At 65.5% G+C, this 23,810-nt stretch carries 22 protein-coding genes; 11 read left to right on the forward strand and 11 right to left on the reverse strand.

Going from position 1 to position 23,810, the window contains the following annotated elements:
* On the reverse strand, positions 1-1,260 hold the full coding sequence (locus ACFWF1_RS04230) for an acyltransferase family protein (RefSeq protein ID WP_379282921.1): 1,260 nt from the start codon (positions 1,258-1,260) through the stop codon (positions 1-3).
* A gap of 199 nt (positions 1,261-1,459) precedes the next feature.
* On the opposite strand from ACFWF1_RS04230, the gene ACFWF1_RS04235 reads away from it, so the two are divergent.
* From ACFWF1_RS04235 to ACFWF1_RS04245, 3 genes are all read left to right on the forward strand, one after another.
* Positions 1,460-1,660 carry a hypothetical protein gene (locus tag ACFWF1_RS04235; RefSeq protein WP_379282920.1) on the forward strand — a complete coding sequence of 67 codons (201 nt, stop codon included), beginning with the start codon at positions 1,460-1,462 and terminating at the stop codon, positions 1,658-1,660.
* Positions 1,661-1,826: 166 nt separating this feature from the next.
* Positions 1,827-2,027 carry a hypothetical protein gene (locus ACFWF1_RS04240; RefSeq protein WP_379282919.1) on the forward strand — a complete coding sequence of 67 codons (201 nt, stop codon included), beginning with the start codon at positions 1,827-1,829 and terminating at the stop codon, positions 2,025-2,027.
* A 60-nt stretch (positions 2,028-2,087) separates the two neighbouring features.
* Positions 2,088-2,348: a hypothetical protein gene (locus ACFWF1_RS04245; protein ID WP_379282918.1), complete on the forward strand. Its 261-nt coding sequence runs from the start codon at positions 2,088-2,090 to the stop codon at positions 2,346-2,348.
* A gap of 49 nt (positions 2,349-2,397) precedes the next feature.
* Here the strand turns inward: ACFWF1_RS04245 and ACFWF1_RS04250 are convergent, their stop codons facing one another.
* Both ACFWF1_RS04250 and ACFWF1_RS04255 read right to left on the reverse strand, forming a co-directional pair.
* Entirely contained in the window at positions 2,398-4,698 is a 2,301-nt protein-coding gene (locus tag ACFWF1_RS04250; RefSeq protein WP_379282916.1) for an MMPL family transporter, read from the reverse strand.
* Positions 4,699-4,903: 205 nt separating this feature from the next.
* Positions 4,904-7,198: an MMPL family transporter gene (locus ACFWF1_RS04255; protein ID WP_379282915.1), complete on the reverse strand. Its 2,295-nt coding sequence runs from the start codon at positions 7,196-7,198 to the stop codon at positions 4,904-4,906.
* A gap of 201 nt (positions 7,199-7,399) precedes the next feature.
* On the opposite strand from ACFWF1_RS04255, the gene ACFWF1_RS04260 reads away from it, so the two are divergent.
* From ACFWF1_RS04260 to ACFWF1_RS04275, 4 genes are all read left to right on the forward strand, one after another.
* Positions 7,400-7,993 (forward strand): TetR/AcrR family transcriptional regulator, encoded by a 594-nt coding sequence (locus ACFWF1_RS04260; RefSeq protein WP_379282914.1) that lies wholly within the window; start codon positions 7,400-7,402, stop codon positions 7,991-7,993.
* Between the two features lie 45 nt (positions 7,994-8,038).
* Positions 8,039-8,548: an RrF2 family transcriptional regulator gene (locus ACFWF1_RS04265; protein ID WP_379282913.1), complete on the forward strand. Its 510-nt coding sequence runs from the start codon at positions 8,039-8,041 to the stop codon at positions 8,546-8,548.
* A 154-nt stretch (positions 8,549-8,702) separates the two neighbouring features.
* Positions 8,703-10,436 carry an ABC transporter ATP-binding protein gene (locus ACFWF1_RS04270; protein ID WP_379282912.1) on the forward strand — a complete coding sequence of 578 codons (1,734 nt, stop codon included), beginning with the start codon at positions 8,703-8,705 and terminating at the stop codon, positions 10,434-10,436.
* A complete protein-coding gene (locus ACFWF1_RS04275) occupies positions 10,433-12,355 on the forward strand; it encodes an ABC transporter ATP-binding protein (RefSeq protein ID WP_379282911.1) in 1,923 nt (640 codons plus the stop codon). Before ACFWF1_RS04270 ends, ACFWF1_RS04275 begins: the two co-directional genes overlap by 4 nt.
* A gap of 19 nt (positions 12,356-12,374) precedes the next feature.
* On the opposite strand, the gene ACFWF1_RS04280 is transcribed toward ACFWF1_RS04275, so the two are convergent.
* Positions 12,375-12,512: a hypothetical protein gene (locus tag ACFWF1_RS04280; RefSeq protein ID WP_379282910.1), complete on the reverse strand. Its 138-nt coding sequence runs from the start codon at positions 12,510-12,512 to the stop codon at positions 12,375-12,377.
* Positions 12,513-13,441: 929 nt separating this feature from the next.
* On the opposite strand from ACFWF1_RS04280, the gene tgt reads away from it, so the two are divergent.
* A complete protein-coding gene (tgt, locus tag ACFWF1_RS04285) occupies positions 13,442-14,686 on the forward strand; it encodes a tRNA guanosine(34) transglycosylase Tgt (protein WP_379281797.1) in 1,245 nt (414 codons plus the stop codon).
* 51 nt (positions 14,687-14,737) lie between these two features.
* On the opposite strand, the gene ACFWF1_RS04290 is transcribed toward tgt, so the two are convergent.
* Entirely contained in the window at positions 14,738-15,508 is a 771-nt protein-coding gene (locus ACFWF1_RS04290) for a queuosine precursor transporter (protein ID WP_379281798.1), read from the reverse strand.
* A 38-nt stretch (positions 15,509-15,546) separates the two neighbouring features.
* Between ACFWF1_RS04290 and ACFWF1_RS04295 the strand changes: the two genes are divergently transcribed.
* Positions 15,547-16,107: a DUF4190 domain-containing protein gene (locus tag ACFWF1_RS04295; RefSeq protein WP_379281799.1), complete on the forward strand. Its 561-nt coding sequence runs from the start codon at positions 15,547-15,549 to the stop codon at positions 16,105-16,107.
* A 75-nt stretch (positions 16,108-16,182) separates the two neighbouring features.
* On the opposite strand, the gene ACFWF1_RS04300 is transcribed toward ACFWF1_RS04295, so the two are convergent.
* Genes ACFWF1_RS04300 through ACFWF1_RS04310 form a run of 3 tightly spaced genes read right to left on the reverse strand, consistent with a single transcriptional unit; the run spans position 16,183 to position 18,359 of the window.
* Positions 16,183-16,872, reverse strand: a complete 690-nt coding sequence (locus tag ACFWF1_RS04300) for an RDD family protein (protein WP_379281800.1) — start codon at positions 16,870-16,872, stop codon at positions 16,183-16,185.
* A 44-nt stretch (positions 16,873-16,916) separates the two neighbouring features.
* Positions 16,917-17,834, reverse strand: coding sequence for a tRNA glutamyl-Q(34) synthetase GluQRS (gluQRS, locus tag ACFWF1_RS04305; protein ID WP_379281801.1), 918 nt, complete (start codon positions 17,832-17,834; stop codon positions 16,917-16,919).
* Between the two features lie 48 nt (positions 17,835-17,882).
* Positions 17,883-18,359: a DUF309 domain-containing protein gene (locus ACFWF1_RS04310; RefSeq protein WP_379281802.1), complete on the reverse strand. Its 477-nt coding sequence runs from the start codon at positions 18,357-18,359 to the stop codon at positions 17,883-17,885.
* Positions 18,360-18,802: 443 nt separating this feature from the next.
* On the opposite strand from ACFWF1_RS04310, the gene ACFWF1_RS04315 reads away from it, so the two are divergent.
* Positions 18,803-18,988 carry a DUF397 domain-containing protein gene (locus ACFWF1_RS04315; RefSeq protein WP_379282307.1) on the forward strand — a complete coding sequence of 62 codons (186 nt, stop codon included), beginning with the start codon at positions 18,803-18,805 and terminating at the stop codon, positions 18,986-18,988.
* Between the two features lie 142 nt (positions 18,989-19,130).
* Here the strand turns inward: ACFWF1_RS04315 and ACFWF1_RS04320 are convergent, their stop codons facing one another.
* Positions 19,131-20,786 (reverse strand): cytochrome bc complex cytochrome b subunit, encoded by a 1,656-nt coding sequence (locus tag ACFWF1_RS04320; RefSeq protein WP_379281803.1) that lies wholly within the window; start codon positions 20,784-20,786, stop codon positions 19,131-19,133.
* A gap of 211 nt (positions 20,787-20,997) precedes the next feature.
* Between ACFWF1_RS04320 and ACFWF1_RS04325 the strand changes: the two genes are divergently transcribed.
* Complete coding sequence (locus ACFWF1_RS04325) at positions 20,998-22,560, forward strand: WS/DGAT domain-containing protein (RefSeq protein ID WP_379282308.1); 1,563 nt, start codon at positions 20,998-21,000, stop codon at positions 22,558-22,560.
* Between the two features lie 34 nt (positions 22,561-22,594).
* Here ACFWF1_RS04325 and ACFWF1_RS04330 read toward each other — a convergent pair whose 3' ends face one another.
* Positions 22,595-23,233 (reverse strand): class I SAM-dependent methyltransferase, encoded by a 639-nt coding sequence (locus ACFWF1_RS04330; RefSeq protein WP_379281804.1) that lies wholly within the window; start codon positions 23,231-23,233, stop codon positions 22,595-22,597.
* 39 nt (positions 23,234-23,272) lie between these two features.
* Positions 23,273-23,734, reverse strand: coding sequence for a GNAT family N-acetyltransferase (locus ACFWF1_RS04335; protein WP_379322153.1), 462 nt, complete (start codon positions 23,732-23,734; stop codon positions 23,273-23,275).
* Positions 23,735-23,810: the final 76 nt, after the last annotated feature.

Here is a 23,810-nt window from a genome sequence, read left to right on the forward strand (position 1 = left end):
TCACGCAGGCGCCGCGGACTTGTCCGCGGTAGCGCCGATGCGCCGCGTCGAGGTGAGTACGGCAGCACCGAGCACCACACACAACACGGCAGCACTCGCCGGAAACAGCCCGACCTGCCAGATCGAGTACACACCCCAAGCCGCCAGCGCCGTACCGACCACCGCGGGCACCGTCGCGTCGCGCGCGGCGTACCGCGCACAGAACACATCCCAGCGCGTGCTGACCCGCACCACGAAGAACAACACCACCCCGCCGACCAGAATCCACAACGGCCGTGTCTCCCACCAGGTTTGCGGATCAGCCGGCAGCAATCGCGACGGCGCGAGCGTCGCCGCCCCGGTCAATATCGCGATCACGGGCACATGCCACAGATAGATCGTCATCAGCAACGGCACGATCGTGGTGATCACCCGTCGCACCGAGCCGCTCGGTTCCCATCCGCCAACCCGCCGGTCCACCAACGTCAACAGCGCCAGCTGAACGACGGCCAGAATCGAGATGGCCGAAGTAGGCGGGGACAGATTGGACACCGGTGCATCGGCCACCCCGAGGGTGGTCGGAAAATACGGACCCACCCCGACCATCACCACCAGCAGCCCGACGCCGGCCACGGCAAGCAGCAGCACACCAGCATCGGTGACCGTCCGCAACAGCCCGCGCGCGTGCACCACCCCGAGTTGATGACAGAACAACCACACGAAGACCAGATTCCACTCGGCGAACCGCCCCGCACCACCGAATCGCAAGGCGTCCACGGCAATCGAGCATCCCAGCAAAACCAGCGGCAACAGCAGCGGCACCCGATCGTGCAGCACCACCGCGCCCGGTGCCACCGCCACCGCGACCAGATACACCGCGAGAAACCACAGCGGACTGGCCACGACATGTGCGGCCGTCGCCGCCGTCCGCTCGGAGTAGACGCCGAGGACCGTGATCACCGGAGCCAGCACCGCGACCAGCGCGAGCACCGGCGTGACCAGCCGTCGCGCCCGCGGACCGAGATACTCCCCATAACCCAACCCGCTTGCCCGCCAACGATCCACGATCAGCGTGTTCGCGAACCCGCCCGCGAGAAAGAACAGCGGCATCACCTGAATCAGCCAGGACAGGGCCCAGATCGGCCGCCCGTGCAGCGCGGGCTCGCCACGCAGCACCCCGTCGGTGACGGTGACCCGCACCGAAATCCAGTGAATGACAACGACGACCCCGATCGCGAAGACCCGACCGAGATCGATCGTCCAACTACGCGGTCTACTCACACTTATGGGCGTACCCGCCCCGGCTGAACAGCGGATGAAATGCACCGCACGCCTGCGGTATCGAACCGGCGAGCAATAGTTCGGCGGCAACGGATATTTCGGGCGATCGGGGGTATACGCCGGATAGCTAAATGCGGGAAGGACGTGGTGGCCCATGCGCCGTCGTGCAGTCCGCTCGAGACCGATGAGCGAGAGAAACATGAGAATCGGAAGCGTTATTGTCCTGGTCTGGTTGCTGATCGGCGTGGTCGCCACAGCTCAGCGGGGCTACTTCGACAGCGGCCCGGTGAACTGCGCCGGGTTCGGCACCATTGCGGTCACGGTGATCGCGGGCCCGCTCAACTACCTGGGCGTGAACCCCAAGATCGACGATTGCAATGTGCCGCAACCAAGTCCGTAATCCACGGAACCGGTGAAACACCGGCCCAACATGATTCGGTGAACCTCGCGCCCGGCAACGGGCGCGAGGTTCGCTGTGGCGCGCTGGCCGTGTCGCTGCGTTCGGCGTGTCGCGTTCGGGACCCGATAATGAGGGTCGCTCAGAAGACGCCGACGAATGAGGCACTATGCGACTTGGCAGTCTGATTGTCGTGCTCTGGCTCGTGATCGGTGTGATCGCCGCAGGCCAGCGCCACTACTTCGACAATGGCCCGATCAATTGCGCCGGCTTCGGCACCACCGCGCTCACCGTTCTGGCCGGTCCGCTCAACTACGTCGGCATCAACCCGAAGATCGCCGACTGCAACGTCCCGCAACCGAGCCAGTAGGGGATAAACGCTGATCAGGCGGGTATTCTGGGGTGGGGAGCACGGAAAGGGAGCGACGACATGCGCGACCAAGAGATTCGTGACCGCGGTTTTCGCGGCCGAGCAGTGCGTCACACCGGTACCAGGCTGTTCAGCTCGCTGCTGCTGATCTGGCTGGCCATCGGCCTGATAGCCGCGGGGCAGCGCCACTATCTCGAGAGCAGCCCGACGAACTGCGCGGGTTGGGGCACGATCGCCGTCACGGCGCTGGCCGGGCCGCTCAATTACATGGGCATGAACCCGAAGGTCGATGACTGCACGTTGCCGCAGCCGAGCCAGTAAAAGTACTGGCCCCCACCCGGAAAACCGAGTGGGGGCGAATTCTGGAAAATCAGCCGACGTCGGCGGGCAGCTTCGCATCGCCCGGCGTCGGTTGCCCGCGCAACGCGAACAACTTCGCGCCCTCCACATCGATGTCCGGCACGATCTTGTCCAGCCACTTGGGCATCCACCAGGCCCACTTGCCCATCAGCGCGAGCAGCGACGGAATCAACACCATCCGCACCAGGAAGGCGTCGAACAGCACGCCGGCCGCCAGCGCGAAACCCATCATCTTCGCGGTCACGTCGGTCTCCAGCAGGAACGAGCCGAACACCGAGATCATGATGACCGCGGCGGAGGTCACCACCCGGGCCCCGTGGTGATACCCGCTGATCATCGCCTCCTTCGGCGGCTTGCCGTGCACGTATTCCTCGCGCATGCGAGTCACCAGGAACACCTGGTAGTCCATCGCGAGGCCGAACACCAAGCCGACCAGCATGATCGGCAGGAAGCTCACGATCGCCCGCGGATCCTGGATCAACCCGAGCTTGCCCTCCTGGAAGATCAGCACCGTCGCGCCGAAGGTGGCCGCCATCGACAAGAGGAAGCCCAGCGCGGCGGTCAGCGGCACCAGGATCGATCGGAAGACCAGGATCAGCAGGATGAACGCGGCACCCGCCACGATCGCCATGTACGGCACGATCTTGCCGAGCAGCACGTGGTCGATATCGGCATAGATGGCGGTGGTGCCGGTGATGCCGTATTTCATCCCGTACTGCGATTCGAGCCGCCCCTCGGCCGCGCGGGCGTCGCCGACCAGGTCCTTGGTCGACTGGTCGTTCGGCCCTGACTTCGGCACGCCGTTGATCAGCGCGCCGAGCCCGTCCTGACTCAGCCGCGGCTCGGTCACGTAGTCCATGTCCGGTGAGGCCGCGAGCTCGTCGTGCAGCGAATTCAGTGCCGCGGTGCGCTTTTCCGCCGGAACATTCGCCAGGTCGACCGCGACCTGCAGCACGCCGTTGCTGCCCTCGCCGAACCCGGCCGTGCGCAGCTCGTAGGCCTTCCGGACGGTGGAGGTCTTGGGCATGCTGTCCTCGCCGGGCAGCCCGAGGTTCATATTCGTCGCGGGCAGGGCGAGCAGCCCGAGCACGACGATGCTGAGCACCAGTGCGACGGCGGGCGCCTTGCCGATGGCCTGGGCGAAGCGCATGCCGTTGGTGATCGAGTTGTCGTCCTCGGGATCGTGCTGCGCGATGAACGGCAGCTTCGGCTTGAACAGGTGCCGCCCGAACGCGCCGAGCAGCGCGGGCATCAGCGTGATCGCGGTGAGCACCGCGAAGCCCGCGGCGATCGCGCCGCCTAGACCCATGAAGGTAAGGAATCGAACACCGACGATGCTGAGCCCGACCAGCGCGATGATCACCGTGAGACCGGCGAACACCACCGCCGAGCCTGCGGTCCCGAGCGCGGTCCCCGCCGCCTCGTCCGGCGAATCCTGTACTGCCAGTTCATGTTTGTAGCGCGAGACGATGAACAACGCGTAGTCGATGGACAACGCGATACCGATCATCGACGCGAGGAACGTGGTGAAGCTGGGGATAGAAAGGAACGAGGTGCCGAGGAAGATCACCGCGGTAGCCGCACTGAGCCCCACCACCGCGGTGATGATCGGCACGAAGGCGGCGACGATCGCACCGAACGCCACGAACATCACGATCAATGCGACCGCCATGCCGATCATCTCGGACTGACCGCTCGGCGCCTGCTGCTCCGTCGCGATGGTGCCGCTCAGCTCGACCGTCAACCCCGCGCCGCGCGCCTGATCGGCCACGTCGTAGGCGGCCTTGCGGCTCTCGGCGGTGACGTCGGTGAAGTTCTTGATGCCGAACGGCACGCTGAAGAACGCGACCGTGTCCCGGTCGGTCTTGTTGAGCACGTTCAGCGGCGCGCCACTGCACTTCGAGGCGTCCGGCTCGGCGACGAGACAGCCCATCTCCTCGGTCGCGGTGATCGGGTTCGTGATCGGCTTGCTGTGGTCGACGATGCCGAGCTGGTTCAGCTTGTCGATCAGCGCGTCGATCGCCTGCCGGTTGACCGGGTCGGTCAGTTTTTGCCCCGCGGGCGCGCCGAGCACGTAGGTCCCGGTGACCGCGTCGAATTTGAACGCCTCGGACATGCCGGGGAAGTGCTGGTCGAGGATCTGCGTCGCGCGCTCCGACGGCAGGTTCGGCATGCTGAAGTCGTCGCTCATCGGCTCCTTCAGCTGGGTGCCGAGCACGCCGAGGACCAGGAAACCGACGATCCAGATGGGCAGCACAATCCACTTGTGGCGGAAGGCGAACTTGCCCCACCGGTATAGATACACGGACACAGGGTTCTCCTCGCGGTGGTCGAGTCGGGCCGGATCGAGCGTCTGAACGCCCGCGGGCCGACTGCGCCCGCCGGGGAACTACCGAGCTGGAGAGGTCGAACTTCTTCTGAGTCTGCTGCGGACGGCGCACAAGATCAAGAACCGACCGCGGAAACGACTCGGCCCCGCACCCGGAGAATCGAGTGCGGGGCCGAGTGCGGAGTGATCAGCTGACGCCGACCGGCACCTTCGCCGTTTCCGTCGAGCGCTGCTGCAGTTCACGCAGCTTGGCGCCCTCGACGTCGATATCGGGCACGATCCGGTCCAGCCACTTCGGCATCCACCAGGCCCACTTGCCCATCAGGACGAGCAGCGACGGGATCAGCACCATCCGGACGATGAACGCGTCGAACAGCACGCCGGCCGCCAGCGCGAAGCCGAACGACTTGGCGGTCACGTCGGTCTCCAGCAGGAATGAGCCGAACACCGAGATCATGATGATCGCCGCCGAGGTCACCACGCGGGCCCCGTGGTGATAACCGGCGACAACCGCTTCCTTCGGTGACTTGCCGTTGACGAACTCCTCGCGCATGCGGGTCACCAGGAACACCTGGTAGTCCATCGCGAGGCCGAACACCAAGCCGATCAACATGATCGGCAGGAAGCTGATCAGCGGATGCGGATCCGCGATCAGGCCGAACTTGCCCTCCTGGAAGATCAGCACCGTCGCACCGAAGGTGGCGCCCATGGAGAGCAGGAAGCCGAGCGCCGCGGTCAACGGCACCAGGATCGAGCGGAACACCAGGATCAGCAGGATGAACGCGGCACCGGCGACGATCGCCAGATACGGCACGATCTTGCCGAGCAGCACGTTGTCGACGTCGGCATAGATGGCGGTGCTGCCGGTGATGCCGTATTCCATGCCGAACTCGGCCTGCAGCTGGCCTTCCGCATCGCGGGCGTCCTTGACCAGGTCCTTGGTGGCCTGGTTGTTCGGGCCCGACTTCGGCACGCCGTCGAGCAGCACGCCCTGCTTGTCCTCGCTCCACTTCGGCTCGGTCACGTAGTCCATGCCGGGGTAGGCGGAGAGCTTGTCGCGCAACGCCTTGACCGCGTTGTCCCGGTTCTCCACCGGCACCTTGGACAGGTCGGCCGCGACGTTCAGCACGCCGTTGCTGCCCTCGCCGAAGCCCTCGGTGCGCAACTCGTAGGCCTTGCGGATGGTGGAGGTCTTGGGCTGGCTGTCGTCGCCGGGCAGGCCGAGGTTCAGCCCGGCCGCGGGCGCGGCGAGCGCGCCGAGCACCAGGACGCTCAGTCCGAGCGCGAGCCAGGGCGCCTTGCCGATCAACCGGCCGAAGCGCATGCCGTTGGTGACCGAGTGGTCGTCCTCCGGATCGTGCTGAGCGACCAGCGGCAGCTTCGGCTTGAACAGGAACCGCCCGAACGCGCCGAGCAGCGCGGGCATCAGCGTGATCGCGGTGAGCACCGCGAAGCCCGCGGCGATCGCGCCGCCCAGACCCATGAAGGTCATGAACTGCACGCCGACGATGCTGAGCCCGCCGAGCGCGATGATCACCGTCAGGCCGGCGAACACCACCGCGGACCCGGCCGTGCCGAGCGCGGTACCGGCCGCCTCCTCCGGCGAATCCTGTACCGCCAGTTCATGTTTGTAGCGCGAGACGATGAACAACGCGTAGTCGATGGACAGCGCGATGCCGATCATCGACGCGAGGAAGGTGGTGAAGCTCGGTACCTCGATCACCGAGGTGCCGAGGAAGATCAGCGAGGTGGCCGCGCCGAGACCGATGATCGCGGTGAGGATCGGCACGAAGGCGGCGACGATCGCGCCGAAGGCCACGACCATCACGATCAGCGCGACGCCCATGCCGATCATCTCGGACTGGCCGCTCGGCGCCTGCTGCTTCATCGCGATCGAGCCGCTCATCTCGACCGTCAGCCCGGCATTGCGCGCGTCGGCGGCGACCGCGTAGGCCGCGTCGCGCTGCTGGTCGGTGACGTCGGTGAACTTCTTGATGGTGAACGGCACGTTCAGCACCGCCACCGAGTCGGGCACGGTCTTGCTGAGCACGTTCAGCGGTGCGCCACTGCACTTTCCGGGATCCGGGTCGGCCAGGCAGCCCATCTTCTCGGCGGCCGCGACCGGGTTCATGATCGGCTTGCTGTGGTCGACGATGTCGAGTTCGCCGAGCTTGGCGATGAACGCGTCGACGGCCGTGCGGTTCGCCGGGTCGGTGAGCTTCTGGCCCGCCGGTGCCGCGACCACGTAGGTGCCGGTGACGGCGTCGAACTTGAACGCGGCGGACGCGCCCGGAAAGTGTTTGTCGAGTATGTCGTTCGCGCGCGCGGACGGCAGGTCCGGCATGCTGAAGTCGTTCGTCATCGGCTTCTTGAGCTGCGCACCCAAGCCGCCGAGGATCAAGAAGAGCAGCAGCCAGACGGGGAGCACTATCCACTTTTTTCGGAAAGCGAACTTTCCCCATCTGTAGAGGTACACGGACACGAGAGATCTCCTAGCGGTGCTGGGGGACGTGCTGATTCAGGCCGGTGACAGCACTCGCGGGGTGCCCTGCTTGTCCCCGCCTCCACGTGACGCTTTCTGCCTACCGTGCGGTAGGTAGACTATTCGAGGACTAAGCGGAGGTGCAACCTCTATTTCGCCGACACCGTTAGCTCGGCGCATGAATGGTGAGAGGATCATCCGATGACCGCGCGATCTACCCACGGCAGCGTTGCCGCTGGTCGAGGCACTAAATCCGCGATCCGCGACGCCGCGGTGAAGCTATTCGGCGACAAAGGATTCGAGCAGACGAGCCTGCGCGAGGTCGCGGATGCGGTGGGAATCACAAAGGCCTCGCTCTACTATCACTACGCCTCGAAGCTCGACCTGCTACACGCGATCATCGATCCGATCATCGATCACATGCACTCGGTGGTGCTCGAGCTCGACCAGGCCGCGCGCGACGCGGCCGGCATCCGGGACGTGCTGCGCAACTATCTGCGTGGCCTGGTCCACCACCGCGCCGCGGGCGCGCTGGTGCTGCGCGACACCGTGACGATCCTCAACGCGATGGCCGACCGGCATCCCGATCTAGTCGAAGACGACCAGACGCTGCGCGAATGGCTGGCCGGACCGGACGCCACCGATGAGGCCAAACTGCGCGCGGGCGCGGTGCTCGCGATGCTCGGCGTCGCGCTGATGTCCAGGGAGTTCGCGCCGGGCGCGGACAACGCGCTGGTGGAAACCACGCTGCTCGATGCGGCGACCTGCGTGCTCAACGGGCGCAACAGCGCGTAGATTGCAGCTACTCGACGGACCAACCGGAAAACGCCAGGAGATGCTGTGCACATCACCGCGAAGGTCGACTACGCGGTGCGGACGTTGCTCGAGATCGCCCGCGCACCGCAGCTGAACCCGGCCGTGCTCGGCCCCGTCGTGCAGGCCGCACCGGTGGTGAAGGCCGAGGCGATCGCAACGGCCCAGCGAATCCCGCCGAAGGTGCTGGAGACGGTGCTCGGCGATCTACGCAGGGCCGATCTGGTGATCAGCAGGCGCGGTCCCGACGGCGGCTACTGGCTGGCCCGCCCGGCCACCGAGATCTCCGTCGCCGACGTGATCAGGGCGATCGAGGGTCCGCTCGCGTCGGTGCGCGGCGAGCGCCCGGAGGACGTGACCTATCCGGGCGCGGCCGAATCGCTGCAGCGTGTCTGGATCGCCTTGCGCGTGAATATTCGTGCGGTACTGGAGAATGTGTCGATCGACGACGTCGCCAACAATCGGCTACCCGAGTTCGTCGACGCGCTCACGAATGATCCGGGCGCATGGGCGCGTAGAGAGCGCCCGCTGAATTAGGCCCGCTGAATCAGACATATCACCCGCTGAATCAGATGCCAGGGCCACCGAATTGGACGCCAGGCGCGGGTAAGCGCCTCGACGGGAGGGCATTTATGCAGGTCAGAAATGTTTGCGACGCACGTCACTGTTCGCCGGTATTCTGCGATTCATCATGCTGATTCGACTTCTGCGCACCTATCTGTACCCCTACCGCGCCCAGCTGGCGGGGGTCGTTGTGCTGCAGTTGATCTCGGTGATCGCGATGCTGTATCTGCCGAGTCTCAACGCCGATCTGATCAACAACGGCGTCACCAAGGGCGATATCGGATATATCTGGAGCACCGGTCTACGGATGCTCGCGGTCACCTTTGTCCAGATCGTCAGCTCGGGCTGCTCGGTCTACCTCGGCGCGCAGGCGGCGATGAGCGCGGGCCGCGATATGCGTGGCGCGCTGCTGCACCGAGTCGGCACCTTTTCCGCACGCGAGGTCGGCATGTTCGGCGCGCCGTCGCTGATCACCCGCAATACCAACGACATTCAGCAGGTGCAGCTGCTCATCGCGATGTCGGCGACCATCCTGGTGATGGCGCCGATCATGTGCATCGGCGGCATCATCATGGCGTTGCGCGAGGATCTCGGCCTGTCCTGGCTGCTGCTCATCGCGGTGCCGGTGCTCGGGCTGTCGATGGGGTGGATCATCAGCCGGATGGTGCCCGGGTTCCGGGACATGCAGACCAGGATCGACGAGGTGAACCGAGTACTGCGCGAGCAGATCACCGGTATCCGCGTGGTCCGTGCCTTCGTCCGGGAACGCCAGGAAACCTGGCGCTTCGGCGTCGCGAACACGGAGCTGACCGATACCGCGTTGCGGGTCGGCAGGCTGATGGCGCTGATGTTCCCGCTGGTCATGCTGATCAGCAATGTCACTGCCGTCGCGGTGATCTGGTTCGGCGGGCACGCCGTAGACGGCGGCACCATGCAGATCGGCTCGCTCACCGCGATGCTGTCCTACATCATGCAGATCCTGATGGCCGTGATGATGGCCTCGTTCCTGGCCATGATGGCACCGCGCGCCGCGGTCTCCGCCGAACGGATCGGGGAGGTGCTGGAGACCGAGTCCTCGGTCGTGCCGCCGCCGCTGCCGCAGCCGTTCAAGGGCGACCCGGCCGAGGTCGACTTCCAATTCGCCGAGTTCGCGTACCCCGGCGCGGAGAAGCCGGTACTGAAAGCCATTCGGTTCCAGGTGCGGCCGGGCACGACCACCGCGATCGTCGGCTCCACCGGTTCGGGCAAGACCACGCTGCTCAATCTCATTCCGCGGCTGATGGACGTCACCGACGGCGCGGTATACCTGGGCGGCACCGACGTCCGGCACATCGACCTCGAGGTGCTGCGCGCACAGATCGGCCTGATCCCGCAGAAGGCCTACCTGTTCTCCGGGACGGTGGCCAGCAACCTGCGCTACGGCAATCCGGACGCCACCGACGAGGAACTCTGGCGGGCGCTGGAGATCGCGCAGGCGGATGACTTCGTCCGAGAGATGGCGCAGGGCTTGGAAACTCCGGTCGCCCAGGGCGGCACCACCGTCTCCGGTGGCCAGCGCCAGCGGCTCGCCATCGCGCGGGCACTGGTGAAGCGGCCGCGGGTCTACCTGTTCGACGACTCGTTCTCCGCGCTCGACCAGGCGACCGACGCCAGGCTGCGCGACGCGCTCCGGCCGGTGACCGGTGACGCCTCGGTAATCATTGTGGCGCAACGGATTACCACGATCCGCGACGCTGACCAGATCGTGGTGCTGGAGGACGGCGAGATGGCCGGAATCGGCACGCACGAACAACTGATGCGTGACTGCAAGGAATACCAGGAAATCGTGTCATCCCAGCTGAGCGCGGAGGAGGTGCGATGAGGCCAGGAATGCCTGCCCCCGGTGCGCCGGATGCCAAGGCGAAGTCGTTCGGCCCGTCGCTGAAGCGACTGCTGCATCGGCTCGCACCGGAGAAGAAGCTCGTCTGGCTGGTCATGCTGCTCGCCATCACCTCGGTGGTGCTGAACACGCTCGGCCCCTACATGCTCGGCAAGGCGACCAACCTGGTCTTCGACGGCTTCGTCGGCAAGCACCAGCTGAGGTTCCCGCCGGGGACCACCAAGGATCAGGCGGTCGACTACCTGCGGGCCAGCGGCAACAACACCTTCGCCGACATGGTCAGCGCCATGGACGTCACCCCCGGCGTCGGCATCGACTTCACCGCCGTCGGTCATGTGCTCCTGCTGGTGCTCGCGCTCTACATCGGCGCTTCGGTGTTCGGCTGGTTGCAGGCCTTCCTGCTCAACCTGGTGATCAACCGGACGGTCAAGCGGCTGCGCGGCGAAATCGAGGACAAGATCCATCGACTTCCGTTGCGCTACTTCGATTCTCAGCCGCGCGGTGACGTGCTGAGCCGGGTCACCAACGACGTCGACAACGTGTCGCAGAGCCTGCAGCAGACGATGAGTCAGCTGATCGTCTCGGTGTTCACGGTGCTCGGCATCCTGGTGATGATGTTCTGGATCTCGCCGCTGCTCGCGCTGATCGCCCTGCTCACCGTGCCCGCCGCGATCGTGGTCACCGCGCTGATCGCGAAACGCTCCAAGCCGCACTTCGTGGACCAGTGGAAGCACACCGGTCTGGTGAACGCGCAGGTCGAGGAGGCCTACACCGGGCACGAGATCGTCACCGCGTTCGGCCGCAACCAGGAGGTCGGCGCCGAGTTCGACAAGCGCAACGAGGAGCTCTACCAGTCGAGCTTCAAGGCGCAGTTCATCTCCGGGCTGATCATGCCCGCCATCATGTTCCTCGGGAACGTGAACTTCGTGCTGGTGGCGCTGGTCGGCGGCCTGCGGGTCGCGACGGGTCAGCTCTCGCTCGGCGAGGTGCAGGCGTTCATCCAGTACTCGCGTCAGTTCAGCCAGCCGCTCACCCAGATCGGCGCGATGGCCAACCTGCTGCAGTCCGGTGTCGCCTCGGCCGAGCGGATCTTCGAGATCCTCGACGCCGAGGAGCAGAGCCCGGATCCGATCGCGGCCGATACCCGCCCGGTCGACCGCGGCGAGGTCGAGTTCGAGGGCATCTCCTTCCGCTACGAGGAGGAGAAGCCGGTGATCGAGCGGCTGTCGCTGATCGCCGAGCCCGGCCACGTGGTCGCCATCGTCGGTCCCACCGGCGCGGGCAAGACCACGCTGGTGAATCTGCTGATGCGGTTCTACGAGCTGGACTCCGGCGCCATCACCATCGACGGTGTCGACATCACCCGGATCAGCCGCGACAACCTGCGCTCCCGCATCGGCATGGTGCTGCAGGACACCTGGTTGTTCAAGGGCACCATCCGGGAGAACATCGCCTACGGCAACCCGAACGCCGGCGAGGAAGACATCCTCGCTGCCGCACGGGCCGCCTATGTGGACCGTTTCGTGCACGCGCTGCCCGACGGTTACGACACGGTCATCGATGAGGAAGGCTCCGGTGTCAGCGCCGGGGAGAAGCAGCTGATCACCATCGCCAGGGCGTTCCTGGCGAAGCCGTCCATCCTGATCCTGGACGAGGCGACCAGCTCGGTGGACACCCGCACCGAACTGCTGGTCCAGCACGCGACCGCAGCCCTCCGCCGCGACCGCACCAGTTTCGTCATCGCACACCGCCTGTCCACCATCCGCGACGCCGACCTGATCGTCGTCATGGAGGCGGGCCGCATCGTCGAGCACGGCACCCACGAACGCCTGCTAGAGGAACGCGGCGCCTACTACCGCCTGTACAACGCCCAGTTCGCAGCGGCCTCGGCCGACGTATAGCGCGAACCATCGAGCAGAGTCATATGGTCGCGAAACGATCTTGACCAGCAACCATATGACTCTGCTCGATCACGCCATCGACCATTTGACTCTGCTCGATGATGCCAACGCCCACCTGACTCGCCTCGTTTTCCCAAGCATCTTTGAACCGGACCACAGCCAGTCCTCACGCTGGAACACAAGCGTTGCCCATCACAAGCCGCGGAAGAGCAGGTCGGGTACCCCACCTGACGCGCCCAGCACTACTCCGGTCATCTGATGAACCAGTCGACAACCTCTGAGCCAGCACACCACCGAAGTTCTCTGTGCGTACACCAACCCGGACCAGTACACAAACAGACCCTCGGAAAGGTCCACTTATCCGGGCAAGTGCTTCTTAGGGACTCCAGGCGATGACCTGTCCAGTGAGCTGAAGACCTGATCCCACGTTTTCTTGTGAGTAGTGCTGGGCACGTCAGGTGCCGTACCCGACTTTAGGTGCGCGTCAGGTGCGCGATGTCACGTTCCCGAGGTGGTCACCTGGCTGTGGTTGCGTCACAAGCGCTTTGGACAAGAGCGGTTGGTCGGCTGCGGTTTCGGTGGCCGATCAACCCCGCGAGATGCTCGGCGCCGGTTTCGGTGCGCGATCCGCACCCGCCAGGTGTGCCCCGAGCCGGTGTCCCCAGGATCTGCACCCTGTCTCGGGATCGGCACCGGGAATAGGGCCCTAAAGCCAGTGCCGATCCCGAGAGGGTGCGCAGATTCTGGGTTCGGCGGGGTGGAGTGGGGTGCTGGGCGTTCGTGGCGGGGTGCGTACCCGGTTTCGAGCACCGATCCGCACTCGCTCTCGGAATCGGACCGGCAGTGGCGCCCTGATCCGGGTGCGCGATCCCGACACAGGGTGCCGATTCCGCTGCCCGCGTGGGGAATTGGAAGGTTCTCACCCTTTGTGTGAGCTGCACACCGGGTGTACTGGGTGAGCGGGTTAGGCAATGGGTGTTCAGTTGACCTATCTGTCGCTTGGTCTCTGGTTGCTGTTGAGGGTTGTTGGCGGGTTGGGGGTTGGCTCGGTGTGGGGGTGGGTGGGGGACCTGGGAGGATGTTCGGGTGTCAGACCCTGGTTCCTTCTCGTTCACCGTCGGTAACCGCCTCGATGGGCGGCACGGGCGGTCAGGTGTGATCAACACTCCGCACGGTTCGATTGCGACGCCTGCGTTCATTCCGGTGGGCACCAAGGCGACGGTGAAGGCGGTGTTGCCGGAGACGATGAAAGAGATCGGCGCGCAGGCGCTGCTGGCCAACGCCTATCACCTCTACCTGCAGCCGGGGTCCGACATCGTGGACGAGGCGGGCGGGCTGGGCACGTTCATGAACTGGCCGGGGCCGACCTTCACCGACAGCGGCGGCTTCCAGGTGATGTCGCTGGGCGTCGGCTTCAAGAAGGTGCTCGCCATGGAGGCAGTCGACGTGCGCAGCGACGACGTGATCGCGAAGGGCAAGGAGCGCCTGGCCACCGTCGACGACGACGGCGTCACCTTCCGCTCGCACCTGGACGGCTCGAAGCACCGGTTCACCCCCGAGGTGTCCATGGGCATCCAGCACCAGCTCGGCGCCGACATCATGTTCGCCTTCGACGAGCTCACCACCCTGCTCAATACCCGCGGCTACCAAGAGAAGTCGCTGCAGCGCACGCACGAGTGGGCGCAGCGCTGCCTCGACGAACACGAGCGGTTGACCGGCGCCCGCACGCATCGCCCGTACCAGGCGCTTTTCGGCGTGATCCAGGGCGCGCAGTACGAAGACCTGCGGCGCAAGGCCTGTCGCGGGCTGGAGTCGCTGCGCGGCAGCGAGGGCACGAGTTTCGACGGGTACGGCATCGGCGGCGCGCTGGAAAAGAGCAACCTCGGCACCATCGTCGGCTGGTGCTGCGACGAACTGCCCGAGGACAAGCCGCGGCACATGCTCGGCATCAGCGAGCCGGAGGACATTTTCACCGCGGTGGAGCACGGCGCGGACACCTTCGACTGCGTGAACCCGTCCCGGGTCGCCCGCAATGCCGCCATCTATGTCGCCGAGGGCCGATTCAACATCAACACCAGCCGTTTCCGGCGCGACTTCACCCCGATCGACGACACCTGCGACTGCTACACCTGTGCCAACTACACCCGCGCCTACCTGCACCATCTGTTCAAGGCCAAGGAAATCCTCGCGGCGACCCTGTGCACAATCCACAACGAGCGCTACACCATTCGGCTGGTAGACCGTATTCGCGCGAGCATCGAGGGCGGCTATTTCGATGAGCACAAGGCCGAGACGCTCGGTCGCTGGAAGGGCCGGATTCCGACCCCGTGAACCGGTGGCCCCGAACTCCACGGCGTGAAGTTCGGTGGCCGCCAACATCTTTCAGCTCAGTAGTGCGGGTTCTTTGCTCGGTGCGTAGGTCGGCTCGTTCTTCTTGAGCCAGGCGATCACCCGATAGGTGATCGGCAGCACGATGACCTCCGCGAGCGTCTTCCAGATGAAGCCGACGATCACGTAGTTCACGAACTGACCCCACGAGTCGATGCCGATGGCGGTGGCCGCGATCGAGCAGAAGATCAGCGTGTCACCGAACTCGCCGACCACGGTGGAGCCGATCAGTCGCGCCCACAGGTGCTTTTCCTTGGTCCGTTCCTTGATCAGCACCAGCGTCGCGGAGTTCAGCATCTCGCCGACGAAGTAGCCGGCCAGCCCTGCCGCCACCAGTTGCGGCGTGGTGCCGATGACGGTGCGGAACGCCTCCTGGTTGTCGTAGAAGGTCGCCGCGGGCAACTCGATCGCGATCTTGAAGCACACCACCACCAGCAGCAGGATGGCGAAGCCGTAGTAGATGGCCCGGCGGGCGGCCTTGAAGCCGTAGATCTCGCTCAGCACATCGCCGATGATGTAGGCCAGGGGGAAAAGGAACCAGGCGCCGTCGGTGCTGATCGGCAGCACCTCCAGCGGCCCTATCTTCACCGAGTGGTCGGTGAAGAACTGCACGCCCTTGGTCGCGCAGATGTTAGAGATGATCAGCGTTGCCGTGAACAACGCCACGATCGGTGTGTAGTACCCCCGCGCCACCTGGGCAAATGCCGCATGGTCGGGCGCGGGGTGCCCAGATTCGGGCGCTTCGGTTTTATTCGGCTCACTCACCCGCATCATCCAACCAGGTTGTGGAATACCCTGTAGCAATGACGAATCCCGGCGATTCCGACGAATGGTGGAAACAGTACGGCGGCCAAGGCGTATCGCCGGAATCCGGTGCGCAGAGCTCGGTTCCGCAATACCCGAACGCTGAACAGCCATCGGGGTACCCGTCGGCGCCGCAATACCCGCAGCAACCCGCCCAGCCCATGACCCCGCCGCCGCAACAGCAGTACCCGGGCTACCAGCAGCCGCAGCAGGCGTATGGGCAGCAACAGCCGCAGCAAGCCTATGGCCAGCCGCAGCAACCGTATGGTCAGCAGCCGAACTACGGTTACCAGCCCGCCTACCAGCCGTACGGGATGCCGCAGCAGCAGGGCACCAACGGCATGGCGATCGGCGCGCTGATCGCCTCGCTGGCCGGATTCGTCACCTGCGGCCTCGGTTCGATCGTCGGCATCATCCTCGGCGTCATCGCCTTGAACCAGGTCAAGCAGAGCGGCCAAGAGGGCAAGGGCATGGCGCTGGCCGGCATCTGGATCGGCGTCGGCGCCATCGCGCTGGCCGTCCTGTGGTTCGTCGTCGTGCTCATCGCCGGAACGACTTAGTCTCGACCGCACCAAAACGTCAGGGGCGCACCCGATATCGGGTGCGCCCCTGCGCGTGTTTTCAGCCGATCGGCGTCAGGACTTGACGACCTGCGTGCCACCGGCGAACTTGTCGTGCCAACCCTGCTTGTTCGGGTCCTGCGAGATGGTGACCATGATGTAGATCGCGAGCACCAGCGAGACCACGCCACCGACGCACGGAATGATGTTCGCCGCCACGAAGATGTTGCGCTTCAGCGAGGTGACCGGCTCGATCTTGGCCGCGCCGCCGGGCGCGAGCACCTTCAGGCCGAGCACCTTCTTGCCGATGGTGGTCCCTTGCGAGGTCTCCATGCCGACGAAGTAGCCGAGCTGCACCAGGGTCCAGACCAGGCCGAGGCCGATGGTCAGCCCGAGGCTGTTCTTCACCAGGAAGTAGATGATGAGGTAGGGGATGTAGAGGATGAGTGCGTCGATGACGCGCGCACCGATGCGGGTGCCGAGGTCACCCGGCTGCCCGCCGTACTGGTTGAAGCCGCCCGGCTGCTGCGGGTACTGGCCGTACTGGTCCTGCTGGCCGTACTGCGGCGCCTGACCGTACTGCGGCTGCTGGCCGTATTGCGGCGGCTGCTGACCGTACTGTGGCGGCTGCTGGCCGTACTGTCCGCCCTGGGGGAACTGTTGCCCGCCTTGCGGGAACTGCTGGCCGCCTTGCGGGTACGGCTGCTGCCCATACGGCTGCCCGCCCTGCGGATATTGGTTGGGGTCGTACCCACCGCTTGTCATAGTTTGTCCTCGTCGAGTGATCAGTAGTTGGACGAATGCGTACGTTACGGACATCGACTGCGTTGCAACAACCCATTCCCGTCGAGTATCCACGGTTCGCGTGGCAGATGTGCCGGGTCGAAGCTGTCGAGCAGTTCCGCCGCCGAGGTCGCCGGGTAGCCGAGCGAGTGGGCCAGTGCGGCCACCACCTGGTCGGGCGTGTTGCCGAGCGCGCGTTGATCGGCCAGCGTCACGGCGCCGTCGCGCTTGGCCAGACGTTGTCCTTCGGCATTGAGTACCAGCGGAACATGTGCGTAGTGCGGCACCGGAAGTTGGAGCAGCGTCGCGAGATAGGCCTGACGCGGGGTGGACGGTAGCAGGTCGTCGCCGCGCACCACCTGATCGATGCCCTGCGCCGCGTCGTCGACCACGACCGCGAGGTTATAGGCCGGGACGCCGTCCGCGCGCCGCAGCACCACATCGTCCACCGGTGCTCGATAGGGCCCGTGCAGGTTGTCGACGATCTCGAATTCGGTTGCCGCCGCCCGCAGGCGCAGCGCCGCCGGACGTCCCGCCTCGTGGAACCTGGTGCGTGCCTGGTCGGTCAGCGTTCGACAGGTGCCCGGATAAGCACCGAGCGGACCGTGTGGCGCTGTCGCCGCCTGCTGGATTTCCTTTCGCGTGCAGAAGCATTCGTAGGTGAGTCCGGCGGCGGTGAGCCGATCGATCGCGTCCTGGTAGTACGGGAGACGCTCGGACTGCCGGACGACCGGGCCATCCCAGTCGAGTCCGATCGCGGCGAGATCGTCGAGCTGCCGTTGCTCGGCGCCCGCGCGCACCCGGTCCAGGTCCTCGACCCGGAGCAGGAAGCGCCGACCGGTCGAGCGGGCGAACGCCCAGGCGAGCAGTGCCGTGCGCAGGTTGCCCAGGTGCAGATCACCGGACGGGCTCGGCGCGTACCGGCCCGCACCCGGCTCAGGCACGGGCCCGGCTCGGGCGCGATGACGTGAACACGGTGCCCATCGTAGATATCAGCCGCGCAGCTGCGGCATCAGCTCCGTCGGCGCGATCGGCGTCTGCGCGTCCAGCGCGTCGAGCAGTGCCTGCGAGTGGGCGATCAGGCCGGCGCGGTCGATGCCGTAGGGCGTGTCCGCGGGCTGGTACTCGGTCAGCCGGGTGATCGCGCGGTTGAGCAGGGTGCGCGCGCCCTTGGGATTACCGCGCTGGATGTGGGTGACCCCGACAGCGAGTTGGGCGAGTGCCTGCCACAGCATCCGTTCGGCGAACGGTCCGTTCTTCCACGCCGCCTCTAATACCTCGTGCGCGTTGAATGCCAAACCGTCGTCCAGCAGTTGCTGAGCGAAGGTGAGCGTTTGCTGCGGCGGCAGGTCCAGATCGTCGGGAATTCGGGCAACTCCGACACTGCCGGGTGGCAGCGGACGGCCCAATCGGTCACGCGGACGAGAGTTAAGGGCGCGACCTGCGTCGTCGCGATCGCGGTCAACCATGAGTTCCATCATGCCCGCCGCCGGCGGTGGCGTCGATGAGCCAGTGTCCACAGAAAGAAACTCTGCCGGATCACGGAGCAATCACATCGGTCGAAAAGTTTGCGGCAGTCCGATCGGAGGAATGGCCAATACCTGCTGGCAATGTTTCCGCAACATTTCATCTTCGCAAACTTGGCAGTTGCGATGTTTCAATAAGCAAGAGGCGGGCAAACTTTCGATAGACCTGCTAGGGTTTATCGCGCGGGGGCAACCTCGCGGGGTGTATTCACCCCGACGTACAGTGCGATAACGACGCACCGTTGAGTTGCGCGCTTCTAGCAGGCGCACAGGGGATTCGGCGTTGGTTGGCCGGGTGCCGGTGCTAGTTAGAACGATGTCAGAAGAAATCTCGTTCTCGACGCAGCAAAGGAGCTAGTGCCGTGGAGGTTGATTTGACGGATGCTGTGTGGCGTAAGAGCACATACAGCGGCCCCGATGGGAACTGTGTGGAAGTCGCCTTTCTAGTCGACGGCAAAATCGCGGTCCGTGACACCAAGGACAACGGATATGGCCCGGTGCTCGCGTTTGCCCCGGGGCAGTGGGACACATTCCTAACTGGAGTGGCGCAGGGGGAGTTCGGGCGCGCCTGATAACAACAGGTCGTCTGAACAGGCACTACGGGCCCCGGGTCGGCACGGACTCGGGGCCGCGCAATATTCGGGCATCGGGTTTCCGGCGTCCGAATACTTGCATGTCACCGATAAAGAGCGTCGGTCAGCTATTGGTCGTCGACTAACGCGCACTGCCGTTGCCGCCCGCGCCGTTCCCGTTCCGGCTATCGCGTTCCTGATAATTCCGCAGTACCGCGAGCTGACGCCGCTCCTCGTTGTGGTCGGCCTCGTGATTGCGCTCGGACTCCTCCGACGGATCGGCCCGGAAGAAGCTGCCGGTCCCCGGCTTGCCCGCCAACCCGAGCTTGCTCATCTTCTTCGGCACCGGCGCGCCCTGGTACTCCAGCGGGATCGGATGGCCGTGGTCGTCCACCGGGCCCAGCGGCTGATGCAGCTCGATGTACTCCCCATCCGGCAGCCGCCTGATCACGCCGGTCTCGACGCCGTGCTCGAGCACCTCGCGGTCGCCGCGCTGCAGGCCGAGGCAGATCCGATACGCGACGAAGTAGGCCAGCGGCGGCAGCAGCAGGATGCCGATCCGTCCGGTCCAGGTCGTCGCGTTCAATGAGATGTTGAACTTGTAGGCGACGATGTCGTTCACGCACGACAGGGTGAGCACGACGTAGAACGCGATCGACATCGCACCGATCGCGGTGCGCACCGGCACGTCCCGCGGGCGTTGCAGCAGATTGTGATTCACGGCGGAGTCGCCGGTCAGCCGTTTCTCGATCCACGGGTAGGTGATCAGCGCCGTGAACACCAAGCCCATGATCAACGCGCCCCACACCGGGGCGGGCACCGTGTAGCGGCCCAGATACAGCTCCCACGGTGGGATGAGGCGCATCATGCCGTCGGTCCACATCATGTAGAAGTCCGGCTGCGATCCCGCGGAGATCTGAGAGGGGTTGTACGGACCCATGTTCCAGATCGGATTGATCTCCAGCAGGCCACCCATGATGGCGACGATGCCGAGGGTGAACGCGAAGAACGAGCCCTGATCCAGGGAGAACACCGGCACGATGCGCGCGCCGACCACGTTGTTCTCGGTGCGGCCCGGACCGGGGAACTGGGTGTGCTTCTGATACCAGACCAGTGCGACGTGTGCCGCGATCAGCGCGAGCATGATGCCGGGGAACAGGAGCACATGCGCGATGAACAGGCGCGGAATGATGATGGTGCCCGGGTAGTCGCCGCCGAACATCAGCCAGTGCAGCCAGGTGCCGACGATCGGTATGCCGAGCGTGATGGACGAGAACGCGGCTCGCAGGCCGGTACCCGAGAGCAGATCGTCGGGCAGCGAGTAGCCGAAGTAACCCTCGAACATCGCCAGGATCAGCAGCAGCGAGCCGATCACCCAGTTCGCCTCGCGCGGCTTGCGGAACGCGCCGGTGAAGAACACCCGGAACAGGTGCACGATGATCGATGCCGCGAAAAGCAGGGCGGCCCAATGGTGTACCTGCCGCACGAACAACCCGCCACGCACCTCGAACGAGATGTTCAGCGCCGTCTCGTAGGCCCGCGACATGGTGACGCCACGTAACGGCTGGTAGGCGCCGTCGTAGACCACCTCGGTCATGGACGGGTCGAAGTACAGGGTCAGATACACGCCCGACAGCAACAGGATGATGAAGCTGTACAGCGCGATCTCGCCGAGCAGAAACGACCAGTGTGTCGGAAAGACCTTGTTGATCGACCGCTTGAGGAAGCCGGCGGCCTGATATCGCTCGTCGGCGGAATTCGCCTGCGCGCTGACCTTGCGACCGAGTTGAGTTGCCATGGTCGACACCCCGCCCCTGGGAGAGTGGTATGCGTTCTACTACAGACGGTAGCAGGTAGGTCCGGTGGAATCGATGGGTTTCGCCCGATCCGCTTGCGGAACAAGATCATTCAGGCTCGGCCGGTGCTGTTCCGAGTGAGCCGCAGGCGGGCGTTCCCGGCGCTCGAGTGGCGCGGGCGGACGGGTTCGATACTGTCGGGCGGTGGGTTCGATGGCGGCGCAGGACGCGACGATGTACTGGCTGTCGGCCCGTACACGCAACGATCTGTTTCTGCTGTACTGCTTCACCGATACCGGGCGTCCCACCGCGGACCTCCGCACCTTCGTCGCCGAACGCAGCGCGCGGATCGCCGATCTGCGGGTGCGAGCGCGCGTCGTGCCGGGCGATCTCGATTACCCGTCGTGGGTGCGGTGTGATTTCACCGCAGACCAGTTCGTTGAGCATGTGCTGGCCGAGCCGGATTGGGCGCATCTGCAGGCGGCGCTCGGCGAGGTGCTCGGCACCGGAGTGGACGCGGCGGTGCGGCCGTGGCGATTGCACGTGTTCCGCGGCATCGTCGATGCTCCCGGGCGGAATCGCGCGAGACCCATGAGCGGCGCGGGGTCTGCACCGGTCGACGGCGACCCGGGACCTACGTCCCAGGATGACTCAGGTCCGGTGCTCGTCGCGGTTCTGCAGATGTCGCACGCGCTCGCGGACGGTCGGCGCGCCGCCGAGATCGCGCGAGCGTTGTTTGCCGAGGCGGATCCGGCGGCCGAAGCGAACTCTGCCGGGGGCGGTACTCGCACCGATCGGCCGCTCGGCTTCCGGGCTCTGGCCACCTTGGTGACGCGGACGGTCGGTACCAAGGTTGTCGGTTTCGGACCGTATGCCACCCTGCGGGATTCGGCCGCTGACGTGCTTCGCGGGTCGGTCGGAGCGGCGACCTCGGCGTCGGCGGCCGCGGCGCTGGCGTTGCCGCAGCTGCCGATTCGTTTGGCCCGGACCGCTTTCCGTGGCTACCAGGCGTTTCGAGCTCAGCAGGAGCTCGCGGAGTTCACTGCGGCAGGCAGGCTGCCGTCGCCTGGGCCGGGCTTCCCGCCAAGTCTGGTCAATCAGGCTGCGACAGAAGCTGATTCGGGACATCAAGTACGAATGATTGTGTGCGACTCGGCAGCTTTGCGGGTTCCCGGGCGCACGGTGACCGTGGTCGTGCTGACCGCCGTGTCGCTCGCACTCGCGCGCTATCTCGAAGGGCGCGGCGGTGCGGCGGTGCGGCTCGGTGCGCAGGTGCCCGTGGCGCTGTCAGATACCGCGATGTCCAACGCGCGCAACAACTATCGCAGCCTCAGCATCGATCTCCGCATCGATGAACCCGATCTCCGGCATCGCGCCGACAAGATCGCGGCCGCCATGGCCGATCGGCGAGTGCGTGCACAGCATCCGTTGCTGGCGGCACAGGATCGCGTCACCGCCGTCGTGCCCGCGCCGCTGCTCCGTCGCGATGTCGGCCGGTATCCCCTGGACGCGGTGCCCGACTCCATTGCGGGGCACACCGTCGTTTCCAGCGTGCATCGCGGGCCGGCGAACCTCACCTTCGGCGGCGGACTGGTCCGCTTCACCGGCGGCTTCCCGGCGATCGGCTCGGTCATGCGGTTGACCCACGGAGTTCACGGACTCGGGGAGACCGTCACGATCTCACTTCATGCGGATGCCGCGACTATTCCGGATCTCGACGTCTATGCCGAACTGTTGCGCACCGCGTTGGACGAGACATGTCGAGACTTGAAATGATTGCGCCACAGGTCAATTCGAATGTCTGGCAAATCTAGCTGTCGGGTTTCTGCCACACCAGTGAGTACCGCCAGTAGACGAGCCGCCGCACCCGTGCGCCGGGAAGTATCGCGACCGCCTGCTGCCGCACCTGACGAGTCGTCAGCGGCGGATCGAGAACCACCGGCATGTCCTCGTGGCTCGGCGCCAGGGCATGCCAATCTCCGCGACCACAGCGACGAAGACCAGCGAACGCAACCCCGAGAACCCGGTGCCCGAGCGCCGCCATGATCTCGACCGGCAGTTCCCGAGGCAGGTCCGCGCGCGGCAGCGCCACAACGGCCAGCACCCCGCCCGGTCGCAGCGCATCGGCCAGCACCGGCAACGTCTTGTCGAGCGGCAGATGGTGCAGCGTGCTGATCGATACGATCGCGTCGTAGCTCGCCGCGGGCAACGGCTGTGCCAGCACGTCCCCCACAATGCAGGTGACATTGTCGGGCGCCGCCTGTTTCGCGGCGTCGATCATCACCGGCGACCGATCGATGGCATCCACCTGTTCGGCCTGCCGCGCCAATTCGACTGCGAATGCTCCGGCCCCACACCCGACATCCAGCACTCGCGCACACGGCTTCGGCAGTTGTCGCACCAGAAACCGGTGGTAGAAGCTGTTGTGATTCCACTCCGGTCCAGCCATCAATCCCACTTTGCCACAGTATTTCCGGGCATCAATGCGTCAGTCGAGCGCTAACGTCGCCGTCACCGTCTCGCCGCTGACGGTCGATGTTGCCGCCCCGAGCAGCCTGCGCGCCGCCGAATTAGCCACCGTGGTGACCGCTACCACCCGCCGCGCACCGATCTCCGCAGCAACCATCCGCAGCTGCTCGGCAACGGCCCGGCCCACACCACGCCCACGATCCGAGCGGCCGATCCACACACCTGCCTCGAGCCCCTCCGCACCCGGCTGCAACCGCGCGGCCCCGACCACCCGACCACCCACCACGATCAAATAGGTGTACTCCACCGGCCCATCCGCCAACAGCGCCCGCCCGCGATGGAAATCCAGAAACGCCTGCTTGCGTTCCGCATTCCACCCCGGCGCACCATCCACCGGCGGCATCACCTCCAGCGGATCCGCGTCGGCCACCGCCGCGTCGAGCAGCAAGGCGAGATTGTCCGCGGTCAACGGCTCGAGCACGACCCGCTCCGTATTCCTGTGCACAGCCCGAGCTTGCTGGACCGGTCATTCCCGGTCAACGGAATTCCTGACGGCT

Source organism: Nocardia sp. NPDC060255 (genome assembly GCF_042727395.1).
In the GTDB taxonomy this organism is placed as follows: domain Bacteria; phylum Actinomycetota; class Actinomycetes; order Mycobacteriales; family Mycobacteriaceae; genus Nocardia.

Coding starts and splice junctions, on each gene's coding strand:
- ACFWF1_RS04235 (WP_379282920.1), top strand. CDS start 1,460: ATGAGAATCGGAAGCGTTATTGTCCTGGTCTGGTTGCTGATCGGCGTG.
- ACFWF1_RS04240 (WP_379282919.1), top strand. CDS start 1,827: ATGCGACTTGGCAGTCTGATTGTCGTGCTCTGGCTCGTGATCGGTGTG.
- ACFWF1_RS04245 (WP_379282918.1), top strand. CDS start 2,088: ATGCGCGACCAAGAGATTCGTGACCGCGGTTTTCGCGGCCGAGCAGTG.
- ACFWF1_RS04260 (WP_379282914.1), top strand. CDS start 7,400: ATGACCGCGCGATCTACCCACGGCAGCGTTGCCGCTGGTCGAGGCACT.
- ACFWF1_RS04270 (WP_379282912.1), top strand. CDS start 8,703: ATGCTGATTCGACTTCTGCGCACCTATCTGTACCCCTACCGCGCCCAG.
- ACFWF1_RS04275 (WP_379282911.1), top strand. CDS start 10,433: ATGAGGCCAGGAATGCCTGCCCCCGGTGCGCCGGATGCCAAGGCGAAG.
- ACFWF1_RS04295 (WP_379281799.1), top strand. CDS start 15,547: ATGACGAATCCCGGCGATTCCGACGAATGGTGGAAACAGTACGGCGGC.
- ACFWF1_RS04300 (WP_379281800.1), bottom strand. CDS start 16,872: ATGACAAGCGGTGGGTACGACCCCAACCAATATCCGCAGGGCGGGCAG.
- ACFWF1_RS04310 (WP_379281802.1), bottom strand. CDS start 18,359: ATGGTTGACCGCGATCGCGACGACGCAGGTCGCGCCCTTAACTCTCGT.
- ACFWF1_RS04320 (WP_379281803.1), bottom strand. CDS start 20,786: ATGGCAACTCAACTCGGTCGCAAGGTCAGCGCGCAGGCGAATTCCGCC.
- ACFWF1_RS04325 (WP_379282308.1), top strand. CDS start 20,998: ATGGCGGCGCAGGACGCGACGATGTACTGGCTGTCGGCCCGTACACGC.
- ACFWF1_RS04330 (WP_379281804.1), bottom strand. CDS start 23,233: ATGGCTGGACCGGAGTGGAATCACAACAGCTTCTACCACCGGTTTCTG.